This window comes from Sarcina sp. DSM 11001 (assembly GCF_900101015.1).
In the GTDB taxonomy this organism is placed as follows: Bacteria; Bacillota; Clostridia; order Lachnospirales; family Lachnospiraceae; genus CAG-791.
In genome coordinates, this window is sequence record NZ_FNFZ01000014.1 from 61,908 (window position 1) to 81,300 (window position 19,393).

15 protein-coding genes and 1 pseudogene are annotated in these 19,393 nt (G+C 52.4%); 9 read left to right on the plus strand and 7 right to left on the minus strand.

The annotated features are described in order from the left end of the window. Positions 1–71: 71 nt before the first annotated feature. Positions 72–1,094 carry a LacI family DNA-binding transcriptional regulator gene (locus BLT02_RS09070; protein WP_092994079.1) on the minus strand — a complete coding sequence of 341 codons (1,023 nt, stop codon included), beginning with the start codon at positions 1,092–1,094 and terminating at the stop codon, positions 72–74. Between the two features lie 495 nt (positions 1,095–1,589). Between BLT02_RS09070 and BLT02_RS09075 the strand changes: the two genes are divergently transcribed. Further along, on the plus strand, positions 1,590–2,123 hold the full coding sequence (locus BLT02_RS09075) for an acyl-CoA thioesterase (RefSeq protein WP_092994084.1): 534 nt from the start codon (positions 1,590–1,592) through the stop codon (positions 2,121–2,123). Positions 2,124–2,540: 417 nt separating this feature from the next. Here the strand turns inward: BLT02_RS09075 and BLT02_RS09080 are convergent, their stop codons facing one another. Together BLT02_RS09080 and BLT02_RS09085 are read right to left on the minus strand one after the other, a co-directional pair. Continuing rightward, entirely contained in the window at positions 2,541–3,488 is a 948-nt protein-coding gene (locus BLT02_RS09080; protein WP_175453760.1) for a carbohydrate kinase family protein, read from the minus strand. A gap of 117 nt (positions 3,489–3,605) precedes the next feature. Further along, positions 3,606–4,334 carry a hypothetical protein gene (locus BLT02_RS09085; protein WP_092994090.1) on the minus strand — a complete coding sequence of 243 codons (729 nt, stop codon included), beginning with the start codon at positions 4,332–4,334 and terminating at the stop codon, positions 3,606–3,608. 523 nt (positions 4,335–4,857) lie between these two features. On the opposite strand from BLT02_RS09085, the gene BLT02_RS09090 reads away from it, so the two are divergent. Both BLT02_RS09090 and BLT02_RS17825 read left to right on the plus strand, forming a co-directional pair. After that, a complete protein-coding gene (locus BLT02_RS09090; protein WP_092994093.1) occupies positions 4,858–5,439 on the plus strand; it encodes a transcription repressor NadR in 582 nt (193 codons plus the stop codon). A 184-nt stretch (positions 5,440–5,623) separates the two neighbouring features. After that, positions 5,624–7,534: an alpha-glucosidase gene (locus BLT02_RS17825; protein WP_242869752.1), complete on the plus strand. Its 1,911-nt coding sequence runs from the start codon at positions 5,624–5,626 to the stop codon at positions 7,532–7,534. Between the two features lie 106 nt (positions 7,535–7,640). Here the strand turns inward: BLT02_RS17825 and BLT02_RS09100 are convergent, their stop codons facing one another. Together BLT02_RS09100 and BLT02_RS17830 are read right to left on the minus strand one after the other, a co-directional pair. Beyond that, on the minus strand, positions 7,641–10,109 hold the full coding sequence (locus tag BLT02_RS09100) for a TIGR03960 family B12-binding radical SAM protein (protein WP_242869754.1): 2,469 nt from the start codon (positions 10,107–10,109) through the stop codon (positions 7,641–7,643). Then, a pseudogene (locus BLT02_RS17830) lies at positions 10,083–10,721 on the minus strand (B12-binding domain-containing radical SAM protein); the annotation flags it as partial. The gene BLT02_RS09100 and the pseudogene BLT02_RS17830, both read right to left, overlap by 27 nt. A gap of 206 nt (positions 10,722–10,927) precedes the next feature. Between BLT02_RS17830 and BLT02_RS16815 the strand changes: the two are divergent. Then, entirely contained in the window at positions 10,928–11,290 is a 363-nt protein-coding gene (locus tag BLT02_RS16815; protein WP_139187511.1) for an AbrB/MazE/SpoVT family DNA-binding domain-containing protein, read from the plus strand. Further along, positions 11,277–11,591, plus strand: coding sequence for a type II toxin-antitoxin system PemK/MazF family toxin (locus BLT02_RS09110; protein WP_092994102.1), 315 nt, complete (start codon positions 11,277–11,279; stop codon positions 11,589–11,591). The genes BLT02_RS16815 and BLT02_RS09110 overlap by 14 nt, the downstream gene beginning before the upstream one ends. A 226-nt stretch (positions 11,592–11,817) precedes the next feature. Here the strand turns inward: BLT02_RS09110 and iolC are convergent, their stop codons facing one another. Next, positions 11,818–12,852: a 5-dehydro-2-deoxygluconokinase gene (gene iolC, locus BLT02_RS09115; protein WP_092994105.1), complete on the minus strand. Its 1,035-nt coding sequence runs from the start codon at positions 12,850–12,852 to the stop codon at positions 11,818–11,820. 283 nt (positions 12,853–13,135) lie between these two features. Next, entirely contained in the window at positions 13,136–13,465 is a 330-nt protein-coding gene (locus BLT02_RS09120; protein WP_092994108.1) for a hypothetical protein, read from the minus strand. Positions 13,466–14,430: 965 nt separating this feature from the next. On the opposite strand from BLT02_RS09120, the gene BLT02_RS09125 reads away from it, so the two are divergent. From BLT02_RS09125 to BLT02_RS09140, 4 genes are all read left to right on the plus strand, one after another. Beyond that, positions 14,431–15,459 carry a LacI family DNA-binding transcriptional regulator gene (locus BLT02_RS09125; RefSeq protein WP_092994111.1) on the plus strand — a complete coding sequence of 343 codons (1,029 nt, stop codon included), beginning with the start codon at positions 14,431–14,433 and terminating at the stop codon, positions 15,457–15,459. Positions 15,460–15,696: 237 nt separating this feature from the next. Then, positions 15,697–16,635, plus strand: a complete 939-nt coding sequence (gene argC, locus BLT02_RS09130; RefSeq protein WP_092994177.1) for an N-acetyl-gamma-glutamyl-phosphate reductase — start codon at positions 15,697–15,699, stop codon at positions 16,633–16,635. A gap of 601 nt (positions 16,636–17,236) precedes the next feature. Then, positions 17,237–18,544, plus strand: a complete 1,308-nt coding sequence (locus tag BLT02_RS09135; protein ID WP_092994114.1) for a phenylacetate--CoA ligase family protein — start codon at positions 17,237–17,239, stop codon at positions 18,542–18,544. Between the two features lie 268 nt (positions 18,545–18,812). Further along, a complete protein-coding gene (locus BLT02_RS09140) occupies positions 18,813–19,247 on the plus strand; it encodes an ACT domain-containing protein (protein WP_092994180.1) in 435 nt (144 codons plus the stop codon). The last annotated feature ends 146 nt before the right edge of the window (positions 19,248–19,393 follow it).

Sequence of the window (19,393 nt, forward strand, 5' to 3'; positions counted from 1 at the left end):
AAGCGGGTCAAAGATCTGATTTCTTCCCGGCAGAGCGCGTCTGAGTTGTATTTTTGTTTCAATAGAGCGCGTCACAGGTTATATTTTGTTTTGATCGTGATATCGGTAAAAATCATCTCCGACTCCGGCTGAAGGCCTTTCTGCAGCAGGTCGGCAAGAATATGCAGGGGGCGGTACCCCTGAATGTAACCGCTCTGGTCGATGAGGAAATCCGCCGTGTCCTCCCTGAGGATTTTCTCGTTTTTCGGGGTCTGATCGTAAATGATGACACGGGGCCGGTGTTCAAGCTTCAATGAGTCAAAGGCATTGCGGATCCCGGCCTGGCCGCTGGAGACCAGAAGGATCCCTCCCAGTTCCGGAATCGTGCGCATCGTATTCTCAACGACCTTCTCTACTTCCTGCGCGTCGTCAAAACTGCCCTGTACCCCGACCACTTCCATTTCCGGGCAGGAAGCCTTCATTTCTTCGATAAAACCGGCCACACGGGAATTGTTGACATGGCTCGTAAAGTAGCCCGTGATCACCAGCACTTTGCCGGCGCCCCCCATCAGAATCTGCATGAGCCCCGCCGCGGCGCGGCCGCTCTGGACATTGTCCATTCCGACGAAACACCTGCGCTTTGTGCCGACTATATCCGAGTTGAAAGTCACGACCGGGATCCCGTCCTCTTCGATCAGTTCATTGACCACGTCGCGGACGCATTCGCAGTCAATCGCCATCAAAGCAAGTCCGTCGATCCCCTCTTTTTTCAGACTGCGGATCATCTCCATCTGCTCATGTTCATCCACAGCCTTACTTTCCCGCAGGATCACCTCGACGCCCCGGTCTGCCAGTTCTGCCGCGGCCTCCCGGATCCCCCGGTTTATCGCGATCATAAAGGAAGCGCCGGACAAATGTGTCACAACACCGAGCCTGTAGATTTTTCTCTTCTTCGCTGTCTTTCTCGGTTTCTTGACATAGCCCAGCTCCGCTGCCGCCCTGCGGATCTTTTCCGCCACTTCGGGATCGACCCTGCCGCGGTTATTGAGTGCCCGGTCAACTGTCCCCCTGGATACGCCTGTCGCATCCGCTATTTGCTGTACTGTCACTCCCACTGCTTTTATCTCCTTTGTCTAAGCGGTTTATTCTTCGGCGCGCAAGACTCGCAAGCGAGTCTTGAAGTTTTTTACGTCACTTCCATTTTCAAACTGCAGATTGCCAGGCCAGATCTTTCCTGTTTACAGGTTTTCTGCGTCCAGATTTCCGGGTAACAGATTTTTCACGCACGAAATTCCCTCCTGAAAAAGCCGATCCCCCCGGCTTACAGAGGTTTTTCCGCAAAGTTTTGCGTGTCAAATCATCTTTTTAAAATTATACATTGAATGCACGCCGTGTGCAACACAAAAAGCACGCTTTTTAACGATTTCTGCTGCAATGCTGCCGGTCTGTTTTCAGCCGGATATTACCAGCCGCCCGTCGGTCAATCCCGTGCTTCCAGCATCAAGACCGGGTAAACGCTTTCTCCATCCCGAAAAAGTTCTTTTCATTTCAGCCGGTTTTAGGTAGACTATAGACAGTTTAAACTTAAGGCAATACTTGGAGGTGAAACAATGAACGATCTGAATACCGGTCTTGGAAAACAGGGTTCTGATTACGGAAGAAATGATCCGCGGCCGAAACGCACCGTGGAATTCTCTCAGACAGAATGCACACATGTCGTCCTCTACGACAGCATCAATGATTCCGGGAGACTGTTCGGCGGCCGGCTTGTCTCCTGGATCGACGTGACAGCAGGAGCCTGTGCCATGCGCCACACAGGGCAGCGCATGACAACCGCTTCCATAGACAACCTGACCTTCAAGCGCGGCGCTTATCTGGGAGATATCGTTGTCCTGATCGCCCGCATGACTTATGTGGGAAGCACCTCCTGCGAGGTCCGTGTGGACTCCTATGTCGAGGATCAGGAGGGTTTCCGGCGCGCCATGAACCGGGCCTTTATCACCTATGTCTCCATCTCACCTGAAGGGAAACCTGTCGAGATCCCTTACGGACTGGAAGTCCAGAATTTTGTCGAGGAGGCCCGCTGGGACGGAGCTCTCCTCAGGCGCGAAAACCGCAAATCCCGCACAAAAATCGGTTACTGATCCCTGTCCGGACCCGTTGGAAAATCATCGGGATCATTTATCTGCCATTATCTGTTCCATCTGTTCCGTAACGTGCAAAAAGCCGGGAGGCTCAACCTCCCGGCTTTATCATTGTGATTGTTTCTTTATTTACAGTTTTCTGTTTATTCTTCATCGGGTAATCCCCATGTCTTCAGACATGGGATACAGGTGCAAAAAGGGAACCTCGCTTCATCGTGGGTACAATCCCGCGATGAAGAATAAACGCTCTGACACACCGGAGGTGTGCAGTGTGAAAGTTCAAATATGCGGCAAACTTTCATGGCCTATTTGTGCCGGTACCGCATCGGCATGTGGATCTGGATGCAGCACGGATGCGGTGCAGAATTCACATGGCTTTTCCGAACAACACGCAGTTTTCTAACAGTAAACCAGGGTCTACACAAGGATTGTCCGATACCGCTCCATGACCTGGTCCAATGACCGCACGCCGTCCGTCGCTCCGATCTGTTCGATGGAACAGGAGGCCGCCGCACAGCCCAGCCGCGCGCATTCTGCCACCGGGAGTCCGTCGCTGAGTCCGCAGGCAAATGCTGCAGCAAAGGTGTCCCCGGCCCCGGTCGTATCCACACACTGCACTCCTTTCACAGAGGGGATTTCCACGACCCCGTCCCTTGTCGCGACGATACAGCCCCTGGCGCCTGCCTTGACCACGGCAGTCTTCACACCGCTTTCCACGAGGAGGGCGGCGTTGCGCACAGGGTCAAGGTCTCCGGTCAGCGAACCGATCTCCTCATCGTTGGGGACGAAGACATCCATATAAGGAAAAAGGTCTCTCAGATCCTCCAGGGTCTCTCTGTTTTTGGTGTGTGTCATATCAACGATCAGTGTCCTGCCCTCCGCTTTGATCCGGGAAAACAGGTCCTTCATAGCTTCAATAGTAAAGCGTGGGGAAATGAACATACTGGCAAAGCACACGATCCCGGCTGTCTCTCCTTTATTCAGCTGTGCCTCCACATCCTCCGGCTCCAGCCTGCGGGGACTGGTGTCCGCGGCCCCCAGAATACGTCTCTCCCCGTATTTATCGATCAGGATGATATTTATGGCTGTATCCAGCCCGGCCTCCATCCGGATACTGTCCGTAGAGATTCCGTTTTCCCTGAGATAATCCAGTATCTTTCTGCCCGCCTCATCCTCTCCGACCTTTGAGATCAGCTGTACTTTTTTCCCCAGCCTTGCAAGGACAACAGACTCATTAAGTGCGTCCCCTCCAAAGGACAGTCTGATCTTGTCCAGATATTTGACATCCCCGGCAAAAGGATCCGGTCCGACCGGTGACGCCAGAATATCGATCACAGCTGGTCCGATCACTGTAATATCATACATTTCTGATCCATCCTCCATTCCACGCCTGTCTTAAGGCTCTGCTGATGAACCGGGCCTCTGTTTCTGTATAGCTGAATCGAAACTGCCCTTCTCCTGTCAGGAAAAACACAAAGACCTTTATTTCACTGATCCCGCCATCTTCGCCATTCCCTCCGCCGTGGTTCCTGCGTCCACAGTGATGGAATAGGCATAGGTGCCGTCTGTCCATGTCGCGAGGAAAACCTGGTCTTCGAAGCTGTATACAGTGAGATCAAGGTCTCCTGCCCGGACAGATTCCTCGCTGTCATAAAAGCCCAGGCCGGTGAGCCCCGAGACATCCCCTGTCCCTTCTCCCTTGCGGAAAGAAACCTGGTTTCCGGACTCCTCCTCGTACTGGATTTCATACATACCATTGTCGTACACGAGATACAGCGTCCGGGAAGGCTCAAACGGCAGCTCTGTGATCTCCTCGATCGGCAGGTTCGTCGCCCCGGCAAGATCCTGAGCGCTGTCAAATTCCTCCATCGGCGAAGGCATGCCGTCGCTGACATCGCCGTCCATCGCCGCAATATCCTCGGGAGAGAGCGGATTGCCGTCCTCATCGACCAGAAGGTCATTGGCCAGTTCTTCCCTCTGGGCCTGGACCGGATCTTTCACCTCTTCCTCTCCGTCTTTTCCATCTGCACCGGAAAGTACCTGACCCTGCCCGGATTCTCCGCCGGCGATACCTGTTTTCCCTGTCTGCTCCGTCCCGGTCTGCTGAGAATTCTCTTTTGTATTTTTACCGCAGCCTGCAGCCGCGGCTGAGAGGAAAACGCAAAGAAATACCAACGCCGTCAGCCTGCCCGCCTGTTTTATCTTTCTCATTCCCTGTTCCTCCTTTTTCTCATCTTCTTACAAATCTCTTTCTCCTCTCCTGTAAGCACAGGTTTTCACAATTTTCTTCCGGCTCACAGGTATTTTTCCTATCTGTTCTGCTCCTCACCTCACTCAGATTGTTCCATTCCGTTACAATCCGCTGTGTTGTTAAGCCGCTGTTGAGCCGTTGTTGAGCAGCATATTCAGAGTAGCAGATTAATTTGTATTCTTTGTGAATCCGATTTATTCTTTTTATCACAGCAGGAACACTCTGGCAACCGTTTTAACGGTCACAATTGTATCAAACCCATGCACCTCATTCCTCCGGAAAAGTCTCTGCCGGTATCCTGACCGGCCCCTCCTGGCAGGCTGAACTCTGTCGTCAGAATCCCGTGCTTACAGGCTGATGACACCCCCTCCTGACAGGCTCCGGAAGGCCCTGAACGGGAGAGAACAGAAGCTGTCACATTGACATCTGAACACGGCAAAAGTAGTATAGAATAAACAGAAAAGCCACAGAGAGGGTTTTGATATGAAAGCTGCTGACAGAAGAAAAAAAATGATGGATATTCTCTCCGAATCCACAGAGCCGGTCTCAGGATCGGCTCTTGCCAGAATGCTTTCCGTGAGCCGCCAGGTCATCGTGACAGATATCGCGATCCTGCGGGCGGAAGGAATGGAGATCACGTCGACCAGTCATGGTTATCTCGTTGTGCATGAACATCAGGCCAGGCGCATTTTCAAAGTTCAGCATTCCCGGGAAGACTGTGAAAAAGAGCTGAATCTGTTTGTAGACTGCGGTGCCATCGTCAAAGATGTTTTTGTCAGCCACCGGGCCTACGGGATCCTCCGCGGAGAGCTGAATATACGCTCCCGTCTGGATGTACAGAACTTCCTGGAGTCGATCCGCACCGGCAAGTCCACACTTCTGTCTTCCACCACGGAAGGCTTTCATTACCACACCCTGCTTGCTCCGAGCGAAGAGATCCTGGACCTGATCGAGAACCGGCTCTGGGAAATGGGTTTTCTTGCCAGGACACTGCCCTACGAGCCGGAGGAACTGCAGGAGGATATCCAGGCCCGCACAGGCCCGCCGGAGGAAAAACCTGAGTAAGTACAGTTTTACCCCCTGCTCAGGCATTCCCCCATACTCAGGCATTCCCCCATACTCAGGCATTCCCCATACTCAGGCATCACCCATGCTCAGTCATCGCCCATGCTCAGTCATAAGAACGGATCATATTTTTTCTGAAAGAAGAGATCTCTGAAAACGGAGCTCTGATCAAGAGGAAAGTATAATGAAAAAAGAATGGTGGCAGGACAAGGTCGCCTACCAGATCTACCCCAAAAGCTTTTTTGACTCCAACGGCGACGGCATCGGGGATCTGCCGGGCATCATCAGCAAGCTCGACTACCTGAAGGAGCTGGGCGCGGATATTCTCTGGCTCTCTCCTGTTTATCAATCCCCACTGGCGGACCAGGGATACGATATCTCTGATTATTATGCGATCGATCCCCGTTTCGGAACCATGGAAGACATGGACCGGCTTCTTGCGGAGGCCAGAAAGCGGGACCTGCACATCGTCATGGATCTGGTAGTCAACCACTGTTCCGACGAACATGAATGGTTCAGGAAAGCCTGCGAGGATCCGGAGGGCGAATACGGCGGATATTTCTATCTGCGCAGACTGAAAAAGGCGGAAGCGGCCGGGTTCCCATGCACGGATCCCGCGGCGGAGACGGAATCTTTGTCATCTGCTGATTTAAAAAATACCCTTGGCGCGGATCCTGCGGCGGGAACACAATACTCCGTCTGCTCCCCTGACGGTTATGTCCTCCCCTGCAACTGGCGCTCCTATTTCGGCGGGCCTGTCTGGGAGAAACTACCCGGCCACGAGGACTGGTTCTATCTGCATGTCTTCCACAAAAAGCAGCCCGACCTGAACTGGGAAAACCCGAAAGTCCGGGAGGAGATCTACGCCATGATCAACTGGTGGCTGGACAGGGGACTCGCGGGCTTCCGGATCGACGCCATCATCAATATCAAAAAGGCCCTGCCCTTCCGGAACTATGCGCCTGACCGGGCGGACGGTCTGAGCGACATTCACAATATGGTCCATGATGCGGATGGCATCGGAGAGTTTCTGGGGGAGATGCGCGACAGGACCTTCCGGCCGCACCGGGCTTTCACCGTCGGCGAGGTCTTCAATGAAAAAGAGGGCGATCTCCCCGCTTTCATCGGGGAGAACGGCTATTTTTCCTCCATGTTTGATTTCTCCGAAATCGTCTGGGGGAGCTCTCCCGCCGGCTGGCACGACAACAAAGACATTACGCCGGACGACTACCGGGCCTGTCTTTTCCTGACCCAGAAAAAAACCGCCGGCGTCGGCTTTATCTCCAATATCATCGAAAATCATGACGAGCCCCGGGGCGTGTGCCGCTACATTCCCGAGCAGGACATGGGGAGCATGGATCCGGAAATGCGGGTCACTGCCAAAAAGGCTCTCGCCACCGTCTATTTCTTCCTGAAAGGCCTCCCCTGGATCTATCAGGGACAGGAGCTCGGCATGGAAAATGTCCCCCTGCGCAGCATCGGCGAGGTGGACGACATCGCCTCCCTCGACGCCTGGAACGTCATGCGCGGGCTCGGCATTTCCGAAGAATCTGCTCTTCGGGCCATTGAAAAACACGGCCGCGACAATGCCCGCACCCCCTTCCAGTGGAGCGCCGCACCTCATGCAGGCTTTACAAGCGGGACTCCCTGGCTCCGTGTGAATCCTGATTACCCTGAGATCAATCTGGAGTGTGAGCTCTCAGATCCCGCCTCTGTCTACCGGCATTACAGAAAAATGACTGCTCTCAGAAAAGACCCGGAATATAAAGAGACCTTTGTATACGGCAGCTTTGAACCCTGGCTGGCTCATGTCCACAACGTCATTGCCTATCTGCGCCGCCCCGAAAAGGTGCCGGACAATGCGGACAATAATAGTGTGCCCAATAATAATGCGGCCAATAATAAAGAAGACGGGCGCGGCAGCCTGCCCTCCCTCCTGATCATTGCAAACTACCAGAAGGAGTCCCGCAAACTGCCCCTGCCCGCTCCTGTAAAAAAAGTTCTCCTGAATAACTGCCCGGATCCCGCGCCCCGGCCGGGAGCTGTCAATGTCTCCCTGTCAGGCTACCAGACTCTGATTCTTGAGCTCACTTAAACATCTGAAGAAACATGGGAAAACATAGAAGAAAACATAGGGACGGTCCTTTCGTTTCGAAAGAAACATGGAGACGGAAACAAAAGGACCGTCCCCATTTACCCATTTACATTTCCCCCAGGGAAATGAACCGCTTCCGCAGGAACTCCGGGCCGATATCCTCTGAAGGTCCATTTCCTGCGGGCTCAGCGAAGAGTCCTTCCTGCAGTTCATCTGATCCGTCTCTGGCTGATCCGGATCCTCCGGATTCTCTGCCGCTGCGCTCTGCCAACAGGTCAAGGCGGCGGATCTGGAGAGCATCTTCAGGAAGGATATATCCGGACCTCCGGAAGGCCTCCCCGATCAGCTGCTCCGGGCGCAGGTTCTCCCCAACGCGGGAGCAGAGGCACATAAAGATCGTGTCATCCGCTCCGATGGAAAAGTCATAAACAAGGGGTTTCATATCCAGGGTCCTGAACCCTTTTTTTGTCTCCTTGGTCCAGAGGATCTGATCCTGACTGGTAAAAGCAAGCAGGATCTCCTTCCAGTTTTCCGGCAGAAAAGCGGAATCACCTCCCCGGGCCGCACCAGCTCCGGCTTTTTCTTGGGCCGCGAAGCTGTCCCGGAAGCGCACCGCGTATTCCGCGGCAGCCACGACCGACATGGCCTTTTCCGGTTTTTTCGCTGTACCTCCGCCCTCGGGAACAGCTTCTCCGATCTGGCGGAAATCCAGGATCTCCAGCCCCTCCGGCATCAGGGGCCTGAGCTGTGAAAGGGCATGGTCTGTGGAGACCGGCGAGCCGATCTCAATATCGACGTACTCCCCGGTGCTTTCCAGCCCCAGTCCCAGCGGCATGGCCGTGTGCATGATCATGCGGGGTGTGATCCCGTCTGAATAATGCACATCGATATCCGTGCGGCGCAGGCATTTCTGCAGAAAACGCATGAGTTCCAGATGGCCGATGAATTTCATCGGTCCGTATTTGGCCAGCCTCATGCGGATCCGGATGCAGAGATCATTTGACGACACTGCAGCGGGGTTCTCTGAATACGCAGCCGCCGCGGACAGCCCCTCCTGTTCAGCAGAATTAACAGGATTTTTTCCTGAAACTCCTCCTGTTTCCCGCTGTCTTTCCTGATATTTTTCCTGATGTCTTTCCTGATATCTTTCCGAAGCAGCCGGCTTTGTCGCTGCTTTTTTGATTTCTTCCTGTCTCATGCAGATTCCGCAGCCATACGACGCCGCGCCGCAGGCGCTGCAGGCCTCACGGCAGTCCGGTGTCAGACATGCCTTGTGCGCCTTCTCCCATTCACTCCACAAAAAGTCACGCCGTATCCCGACATCAATGAAATCCCAGGGCAGGATCTCCTCCCGGCCGCGTTCCCGGACGGCAAAAAAGTCCATGTCCAGTCCGATATTCCGGGCTGCATCCTCCCATCGGGAAAAATCCCAGGTCTCCAGCCAGCAGTCAAACAAAGCTCCCAGCCGATAGGCTTCGAGGATCAGATCCGCCACCCGGCGGTCGCCCCTGGCCAATACACCCTCGAGATAGATCATCTGCGCGTCATGCCAGCTGTAGCGGATGCTGCGGTGGTTGTGGGCGGCGTAAATAGCGTGATTGACGGTCGCCGCAAAGCCGAGATAGTCCCCCGGGCGATACATGGGCGCCCACTGAAAAGGCGTGAAAGCCTTGGGCACAAAGAAGGAAGTGCTGACCGTGATCTGGCAGCGGCCGTTCCGCTTTTCCTTCGGGACTTCTTCATAATAGGCAGCAGAAATTCTGTTGGCCAGATCCGAGATCGCGACCCGGTCCTCCTCCGTTTCTGTCGGGAGCCCCAGCATGAAATAGAGCTTGACCTTGTTCCAGCCCCCGCGGAAGGCTTCCCTGGCTCCGGCGAGGATCTCCTCTTCCGTTATGCCCTTGTTGATCACATCCCTGAGCCGCTGAGATCCGGCCTCCGGCGCGAATGTCAGACTGCTCCTGCGGACGTCCTGGACCCGGGCCATGAGGTCGAGGGAAAAGGAATCTATCCTCAGCGACGGCACCTGGAGCTTCACCCGGTCCGCCTCACGATTGTCAGAGATATAATCCACGATCTCATGGATACAGGAATAATCGCTGGAGCTCAGCGAACTGAGGAGAATATCATCCTGACCGGTGCTGTCCAGCATGGCGTCCGCGTAGGCTTTGACCGTCGACAGGCTGCGCTCCCGGTTGGGGCGGTAGATCATGCCCGCCTGGCAGAACCGGCAGCCGCGGATGCAGCCCCTCTGCAGCTCCACGGCGACCCTGTCCTGGGTGACCGTGATAAAAGGGATCAGGGGCTTAATCGGATAGGGGGCTTTCTCCCGGTCATCCAGGTCTGCCGCCACCTGCCGCCTCACCCGCGCAGGTACATCAGGGTATTTGGGAGAAAAAGAAGCGATTGTGCCGGGAACCTTTTTCTCCCCGCCTCTGGCTTCTATTTCTCCGGCTTCTGTTTTCCCGGCTTCCGGTTTTCCGGCTTTCGTTTCCCGATATTCTGTTTTTATTTTTAAAGAATCCCTTACAGCGTTATCACAGGAATCATACGTCACCTCATACAGGGACGGCACATAGATCCCGGGAATCTGTGCGGCCGCGCGCAAAAAGGCTGTTCTGCCTTCTCCCCTTTCTTTCATGGATCTGTACAGATCCAGCAGGGCATCGTAGGAGGTCTCCCCGTCTCCGATGTAAAACAGGTCAAAAAAGGGCGCGATCGGCTCCGGATTATATGCGCAGGGACCGCCCCCGATGACGATGGGATCTTCTTCGGTCCTCTGAGAAGCCTTCAGAGGAATACCCGAAAGATCGAGGATCTGCAGGATATTGGTATAACAGAGCTCAAATTGAAGCGTGATCCCCAGGAAATCAAACTCCCGGACCGGATCCTGCGATTCCAGCGCAAACAGCGGGATCTGATGATCCCGCAGCAGTCTGTCCATATCTGTCCATGGGGAAAAGACCCGCTCGCACCAGGTATCCTCTCTGCGGTTGAACAGTTCATACAGGATCTGGATCCCCAGGTGTGACATCCCGATCTCATAGACATCCGGAAAACACATAGCGAACCTGATCGGTATATTTTTATCCTTGTGCACTGCGTGCATCTCATTTCCCAGATATCGCGCCGGCTTCTGTATTTGCAAAAGCAGCTCGTCCGGCAATGCCAGTTTCGTCGATTTCATGCCTGCGGTAATGACCTCCGTTCTGCATTTTCAAAAAAGTATTTCAAAAGCCATAGTAATACGATTATGGTCAGCCGGCAAGTCCTTCCCCGGCTCCGGCCGCATCCTGCCATCCCCGGCTGCTGAGGATTTCAGTGTTCGTAATCATCTGCGCAGCTCTTGTAAAAGGCCAATGGAACGGATATACTTAGGATATCCCAAATGTCATGATCTTTGGTTATCCTGACGAAATATACAGAAAGCATACAAGAACATATAAGAAGCATACTAAGACATACAAGAAGAAAAAAGGAGGCGGGTTACACATGTCTATTACAGTGCAATTAAAGCCCTGGGGGAACAGCCAGGGCATCCGTATTTCCAGGGAGATTCTTCGAATGATTGGTGCCGACCAGAACTCAGAACTGGAGATGGAGGTAAAAGGGGATTTCATCATCCTCAGAAAACCCGTAAAGAGAAAAACGCTTCCCGAATATGCGGCAGCCTTCGGAGGAAAACTGGGGCCCTATGAAGAATTTGACTGGGGGGCCGGAATAGGAATAGAGAGGTGGATGGATGCTGACAATTGAACAGGGTGACATCATAAAAATCGATCGCGGCAAAGTCCCTTTTCTGGTTGTCAGCTCAGATTATTTTAATACATCCGGAATGCTGGTGGTCTGCCCCATCGTCCCGTCCGCCGATGAAGATGCACTGCATGTAAGGATCCGGGGGCAGCGAACAGAAGGAGTCGTTCTGTGTGAAGACATCGTGTCTTTTTCAGCCCGAAAAAGAGGCTGCACCTCTATAGACCGCATCCAGACGGGAGAGCTTCTGGAAATCATTTATCGCATTCAGAGTATTTTTGACTTCTTTCCTCACGCAAAATAAACGAAGAAATTTTTACTTTTATCGACCGGGATCCTGTGTATCACCCCTGTATTACAAAACGGGCGGCTGTTTACAGAATCGAGTACGGCGGCCGGCCTGGTATCACCCCTGCAGTACAAAACAGGCGGAGGAATGCTCAAACTCCTCCGCCCGTTTTCATGTGCTTTTATTAATCAGGTGTATGATTTCCAGACTCGCTGTTTCCTGCATACTTCCTGCAGGCTTCTTATACGCGCGCGATCATCTCTCCGTAGCGTTCCTTCTCCTCCTGGATAAAGGCACGGACCTGCTCGGGATTCGGAAGGGAATCGGAGCAGTTGTTGGCGCGGACCATCATGGATGCCTCAGCGGAGCCGAACTCCAGGCAGTCGATGATCTCCCAGCCCTGGAAGAGGCCATACAGGAAACCGGAGGCATAACCGTCGCCGCCGCCGAAGCCCTTGCGTGCCTGGACGGGGAAGGGACGGATGCTGAACTGCTGTCCGTCGCGTGTATAAGCTGTGGATCCCTGCATACCGTGCTTGATGACCACGATCCTGGCGTGGTAGTTGTGCCAGAGCTTTGCGCTGTCCTCATCAGACATGCCGGGCCTGATCTCCTTCTCGGTCAGGTCAAACTCCTCACGGGAGCCGAGAATGACGGTCGCTTCCTTGGCAACGATGGAGCAGTAGATGGAGATTTCATCCAGGTTCTTCCAGTTGTAATTTCTGTAGTCGATATCAAAGATGATCTTGGTGCCGACGCGTCTTGCCAGCATGACTGCTTTGAGGGCGGCTTCTCTGGAAGGGCTTTCCGCCAGCGCTGTGCCGGAGATCAGAATGGCTTTTGCCTTCCTGATGTAGTCCTCTTTGATATCCTCGACGGAAAGCTGAAGGTCCGCTACGCGGTTTCTGTACATCAGAATGCTGCTCTCAATGGGGGAGCGCATCTCGGTAAAGGTCAGACCCAGCTTCTCACCATGCGTGCAGCGGGTGATATTGGAGGTGTCGATCCCCTGCTCATTGAAGTAGTCGACGACAAAATCGCCGAACTGGTCATCAGAGACCTTGCCGATGAAACCAGCCTTCATGCCGTGGTGGGTGATTCCGACAGCGATATTGGCGGGGGAACCGCCGACAAATTTTTCAAAATAGTGCACATTCTTCAGAGGCTTGAAGTCCTCTTTCACGTCATCGCTGTAGGCGGGGTTAAAATCAATACCCACTCTGCCCAGCAGGATAATATCAAACTCTCTTGACTCATCAAAATCAATGTAATTCATGGTACCCCTCCAAAAAACAATTGAATTTTCTAATTGATTTTTCTCTGATTTCCTTCTGATCAGATTCCTCTGATCCGGCTGCTGCGGTTCCTGTTTCAGCTTCCGTTGATGCGTGCATTTCGCTGCGTGCGTGTTTCGTATTTCTTATGTGCTTTTATATTAGCACGCTTAATTTATGCGTGCAAGCGGTATTGCAAAAAAAGTCAGGGAACACCTGACTTTCTCTGTATTGCACAATTCCTGCTGACAGAAATTGTCTATTTTTCCCTGTCCGCCGCCCGGTTCACCTGTGTTCATCATCCGGAAAATCGTCATCCCTGTCTTTCAGTCTGTCGAACGACTTCCTGATCTGTCTCTGCATGGATGCATCGTCCGCTTCTTTCCCCGCTAAAGGGGATGCATCGGAAGCTCTTTCTCCGGCAGAAGGGGTTCCGGCTTCATCTTCTCCCCCGGCGGAAAGCTCCTCTCCTTCCGGTTCATCTTTTACATAAAAGAACTTTCTGTCATACCAGTAGCCGATCCCGACTCCGATGAAGGCCAGGAAGATCGGCAGCATCGTTGTCTCCCAGTCAAAAAGCCCGATCAGAATCATAGCAGCAACATAGCCGATCACAAATCCTTAAAATTCGGATGCCGGAATGGTTCCCCAGATTTTCCTCTGCGTGCTGTGATATCCCTTTTTCATTTATGGTCATACCCTCCATTCCCAGGACCTCTTCTGATACATTGATACATGAGGCTCTGTCCGCAAAAACGAATGTGTCAGAGGCAGGCCCCTGACACATTCTGTATTCTGCCTTCTGTTTCAGGCCATAGATCAGGTCCTCTGTTTCAGGCCTCCGATCATGCCCTGTGTTTCCAGGCCATAGATCAGGCTGTATTGAATTAATGTGACCTGAATGAGTCGAGATCCTGACCGGAATCCTCAAAGAGCTAAGCACGAGAATCGCGATACCGGTGTCTCTCACCTGTTTAATTAAACGACACCTGAAAGTTGTTTCATTTTATTCAACGATACCAGTGTCGTTGAATATATTGTATTTCGCATCTGCAAAAATATCCATTGACAGAATCCATAAAAATCAAAAATTTTTTATGCATATTGCCCTATCTTTACAGTGCCGTATCTTACTGCCGCTGCTGCTCACCAAACCGCTTAACTAAAATTCTTCGGCATATACTTTCTTGAATATATTCATTATTTCCACTATAATGATTTGAAATGCATGGCCTTATACAATCTCAGGTACATCTATGCGGTCTGTATCTGACATACCTTATTAAATGTGAAATTACTTAGTCCCTGAGTTCCCTTAGCCGCTGAAACCACTCCCGGGCCTGGAGCCCGCGGTCTTGTGTTCCAAAGCGCTTCGTATTTATTAATTTCACATCATTTATTAATTTCACATCAGCGGACGGCTGACTGTAGTCCCGTCATACCACACAAAGGACACGGCGGTCTGAGCCTATCCTTTCCTTTTCAGATCCGGGCGTGGATCCGGAACCCGGATCAAGGCATTCCCGGTCTTAAAGAACCGCAGCGAAAAACATCTTATCTTCGATCAGAGAGGAACTCTCATGGGAATTACATTACAGCAGATCGCCGAGCTTGCCGGCACGACAAAATCCACAGTGGACAAAGTGATCCACAACCGTCCCGGCGTCAGTGATAAAAAAAGAAGAGAAATCCAGCAGCTCCTGCAGGAACACGGCTATGAGGCCAATCCCCTGGCCAAGGCCCTCAATTACCAGAAGCGCAAAATGAAGGTGGCTGTTGTCATTCCCGGCATCAGCGCCGCGGATGACATTAAAAAAGGAATCGATATCGTCCGCCAGGATTTTCAGAGCTTCAATATACAGGTGGAATACCATGAGGTCGGGGCTTCGGACGCGGAAGGACAGGCTGCCTGTATCCGCCAGCTGGCAAAGGGAGGTGTTGCCGGCGCCCTCATTCTGCCGATCAGGTCTGATGCTGTCACGGATGCGATCCGCGGGCTGATTGACAAAAAAATACCTGTGGTAACTGTCAACTCCGAGCTGCATCTGGACGGGATCCTCTGCTACGTGGGACAGAATATGTTCCAGTCCGGCAGCGTCGCGTCGAGAATGCTGAGCCTCTTTGTGAAAGACCAGGCAAGGATCGGGATCATCTCCTGCCACAACATGCTCTCCCACGAACAGCGTGAACGGTCTTTCATCGACAGCGTAAAGCAGAATTATCCGGATTATGAAGTCAGAAACATCAAATATATTCTGGAGACGCCGGAGGATGCCTATCAAAAGACTATGGAGCTTCTGGAGGAGACGCCTGATATCAATTCCATTTTTATCACCTGCGGCTGTGTGACGGACATCTGCCGGGCGATCCGCGATTACAGGGAAAAAACAGGAAGCGAAACCGGACCGGCTGTGATCTGTTATGAAAAGTATAGAGAGATCCGCGAACTTCTCAGAAATAATGAGGTCGCCTGTACACTGACCGGCGGCCTCGCCAAACAGGGGCGCTTCTCCATGCGTGTTCTTTTCGAATACCTGGTTTACGACAGGCTCCCCGATAAAAAATCCTATTATTTCAGCAACAAGATCATGATCCGGGAAAACTGCTGACTGTTTTTACCAGCCGGATCTTTTTCCGGCAAAACCTTATGACTTTTTTTCCAGCCGGACCATTTTCCGGCAAAACCTTATGACTTTTTTACCAGCCGGACCATTTTCCGGCAAAACCTTATGACTTTTTTACCAGCCGGATCATTTTCCGACAAAACCCTATAACTTTTTTACCAACAGGACATGATCGGTGAAAACAGCGGACTGTTTTCACCGTGGACAGGAGACAAGACAAAAATGAGCAAGACCAAAGTTTACATCGACGGACAGAGCGGCACCACAGGGCTTCAGATTTTTGACCGGATCGGGGCCAGAGAAGATCTGGAACTCCTCCGGATCGACGAGGACAAAAGGCACGACAATGAAGAGCGCCGCCGTTTTCTCAATGCAGCAGACATTGTCTTTTTATGTCTGCCGGACGACGGAGCAAGAGAAGCCGTCTCCCTGATCGACAACCCCGAGGTACGCGTGATCGATGCTTCCACGGCGCACCGGACAAGCGATGACTGGACCTACGGCTTCCCGGAGCTCTCCCCTGCGCAGCGCGAAGCGATCCGCACCAGCCGCCGCGTCGCCAACCCCGGCTGTCATGCCACCGGGTTCATTTCCTGCGCGGCGCCCCTTCTCCGTATGGGGATCGTTCCGGCGGACTATCCCTTTACCTGCTTCTCTCTGACCGGCTACTCGGGCGGCGGCAAAAAGATGATAGCGGACTATGAGGCGCCAGAGAGGGCTGAAAAGCTCGGTTCTCCCGGGATCTACGGTCTCACACTCCGCCATAAGCACCTGCCGGAGATGCAGAAGGTCTGCGGCCTCTCCCATCCCCCTGTCTTTCTCCCCGTCGTCGACGACTACTACAAGGGCATGGCCACGACCATTATGCTCCACAATACCCTTCTCCCCGGCTCTCCCTCTGCGAAGGAGATCCGCGGAAGGCTGGCGGACTACTACAGCGATACACATTTTGTGGAGGTCCTCCCCTTCGGAGGACACGGCCCCACGATCTATGCAGCCGAACTTGCCGGCACCAACCGCCTGCAGATCGTTGTCTGCGGCCATGAGGATATGACCACCGTCACCGCCCTCTTTGACAATCTCGGAAAAGGCGCCTCCGGAGCGGCTGTGCAGAACATGAATATCATGCTGGGGATAGATGAAGCCACCGGACTGGAATAAGAGCATAGAGTAACGTGTGAAAATCCCATTCCAACAATGCGAAGCTTTGTTATCGCCTCGCGGTGGGATTTTCGTCGTAAAACCCGGGTTTTTCGCGAAAAGTGCGCGAAAAACACCTGTTATCTAAAATTTCGAGCCCGTCTGTACTGTAACGACTTCACAACCTTGACTGCACAAATTTCATCAAACTGTTGACATCACTTTTTTACAGTGATAACATTCTTACCAAGTTGCGCGACTCTTGTAATAATCTTAATCACTGTACTCTTTATTGCACCTGTTATTAATCGTGACTGCCTGCTCTGCCCTATCCTGGTCAGACAGCAGGGTATGAGGTTTAGTAATGAACAGCCGTATTTCCGTCAATACCTTCGGGTTTAGCTTTAGCTTTTTCTTTAGCTTTACTGGCGCTGGCCGTAAGGTTGATTTGCTATGCCGAAGAGTGTGACGGGTGAGAAACGTAAGTTCCGATAAAAAACGATCACAAAGGGGTGTGGCACATCGACCTGTGCCACACCCCTTTTTCGTTTCTGTTTTCTCAGCATTTGCAGGTTTCCCGTACGGGAACCTTAAAGGAATCAATCAGGAAAGGAGCAAAGTAATGAAAAACTACTATCAGAAGGAGATCGAAACCGCCTCACGTGAGGAGATCATCGCGATCCAGAATGAAAAAATCGTCAAACAGGTCAAATATGTCTATGACAACGTGCCCTACTACCGCGATCTGATGGACAAAAAAGGAGTCCGTCCGGAAGACATCAGGAGTATTGACGACATCAGAAAGCTTCCTTTCCTGACCAAGGATGACCTGCGTGAGGCTTACCCCTACGGACTTATGGGAACCGACCTCAAAAACTGTGTCCGCATCCATTCCACCTCCGGCACCACCGGAAAACGTGTCGTCGCCTTCTATACACAGAAGGACGTCGATATGTGGGAGGAGTGCTGCGCAAGGGCGATCGTGGCTGCTGGCGGTACAGATGAAGATGTCTGCCAGGTCTGCTACGGTTACGGTCTGTTCACTGGCGGTGCCGGCCTGCACGGCGGCTCCCATAAGGTCGGATGTCTCACCCTTCCCATGTCCTCCGGCAACACTGACCGCCAGATCCAGTTCATGATGGACCTCAATGCCACCATCCTCTGCTGCACCCCCTCCTATGCCGCCTTCATCGGCGAGACCCTGGCGGAGCGGGGATACAAGCCTGAGGACAACAAGCTCAAAGCCGGCATCTTCGGCGCAGAGCCCTGGACGGAGGAGATGCGCCGCAATATTGAAAAAAGCCTCGGTATCAAAGCCTACGACATCTACGGCCTGACAGAGATCTCCGGTCCCGGTGTTGCCTTCGAATGTGAAGAACAGAAAGGCATGCATATCAATGAGGACCATTTCTATGTCGAGGTCATCAATCCCGAGACCGGCGAACCGCTCCCTGACGGCGAAAAGGGCGAACTGGTCTTCACCTCCCTCGATAAAGAAGGTTTCCCTCTCCTGCGCTACCGCACCAAGGATATCTGCGTCCTCTCCCGTAAGAAATGCTCCTGCGGCAGGACCCTTGTCAGGATGACCAAGCCCATGGGACGCAGCGATGACATGATGATCATCCGCGGTGTCAATGTCTTCCCGAGCCAGATCGAAGCCGTTCTGCTCAAAGAAGGCTACTCCCCCAACTACCAGATCGTGGTCGACCGTGTCAACAACACCGATACCTTCGATGTCTACGTCGAGTTCGCGCCCGAACAGTTCTCCGACAAGATCGCCGATGTACAGGCCCACGAAAAGAAGCTGGACGGCGCAATGCGGTCCATGCTGGGTATCGGCCCCAAGATCCACCTGGTCGCCCCCAAGACCATTGCCAGATCCGAGGGCAAGGCTGTCCGCATCGTCGACAAGAGAAAACTCCATGATTGAAAATGCAGATCGACCAGGGAAACAGAATGTCCGGGAAATAAGAATCGGCAGAAAGATATAACCCTGCCGGTCAATACATATTAATTGACGGACGTTTGATAAATCGTTTGATAAATATAGAAGAATAAAAAATCAAAGACAGTATCCTGCCGGCAAAAATGAGATTATAATAATATTAAATGAGATTATAACAATGTTATAAGAATAATGACTAAAGAAACCGAAAGTGAAGGAACTGTCTGTAAAGATCAAAAAAGGAGGAAAACCCATGGCAATCACACAGTTATCCGCTTTTCTTGAAAATACACCCGGAACGCTTTACAAAGCTGTCAGCGCCATCTCCGACGCAGGAGTCAACATGCGCGCTCTTTCCGTCGCGGACACCAGGGATTTCGGCATCCTTCGCATCATCGTCAGCGACATCGAAAAGACCAAAGCAGTTCTCAGCGACGATACCCTCGTCACTGAGACCAAAGTCATTGCCGTCCGCATGGATGATAAGGCCGGCGCCCTCAGAAATGTCCTGAAGGTCCTTCAGGATGGCAACATCAACATTGAATATGTCTATGCGTTCACAGGAGGCAAAACAGGCTCCGCCTATGTTGTCCTGCGCGTCAACGAAGTAGAGGATGCGGAAAAGGTGCTTGAAGCAAATGGCATCAAGAGCCTCAACGACGCGGATTTTGACGACATACTCGCCTGATCTGAATAGTCCTCCGCAGGACGGGGGAATGGAAATGGGGACAGCGGGAAGCTCACGTACAGGGCTTCCCGCTGTTTTTTCAAATCTTTATTCAAAACCAATTTTTAAACTCTCTTTTCAAATCTTCCTTTCAAATCTTCTTTTCC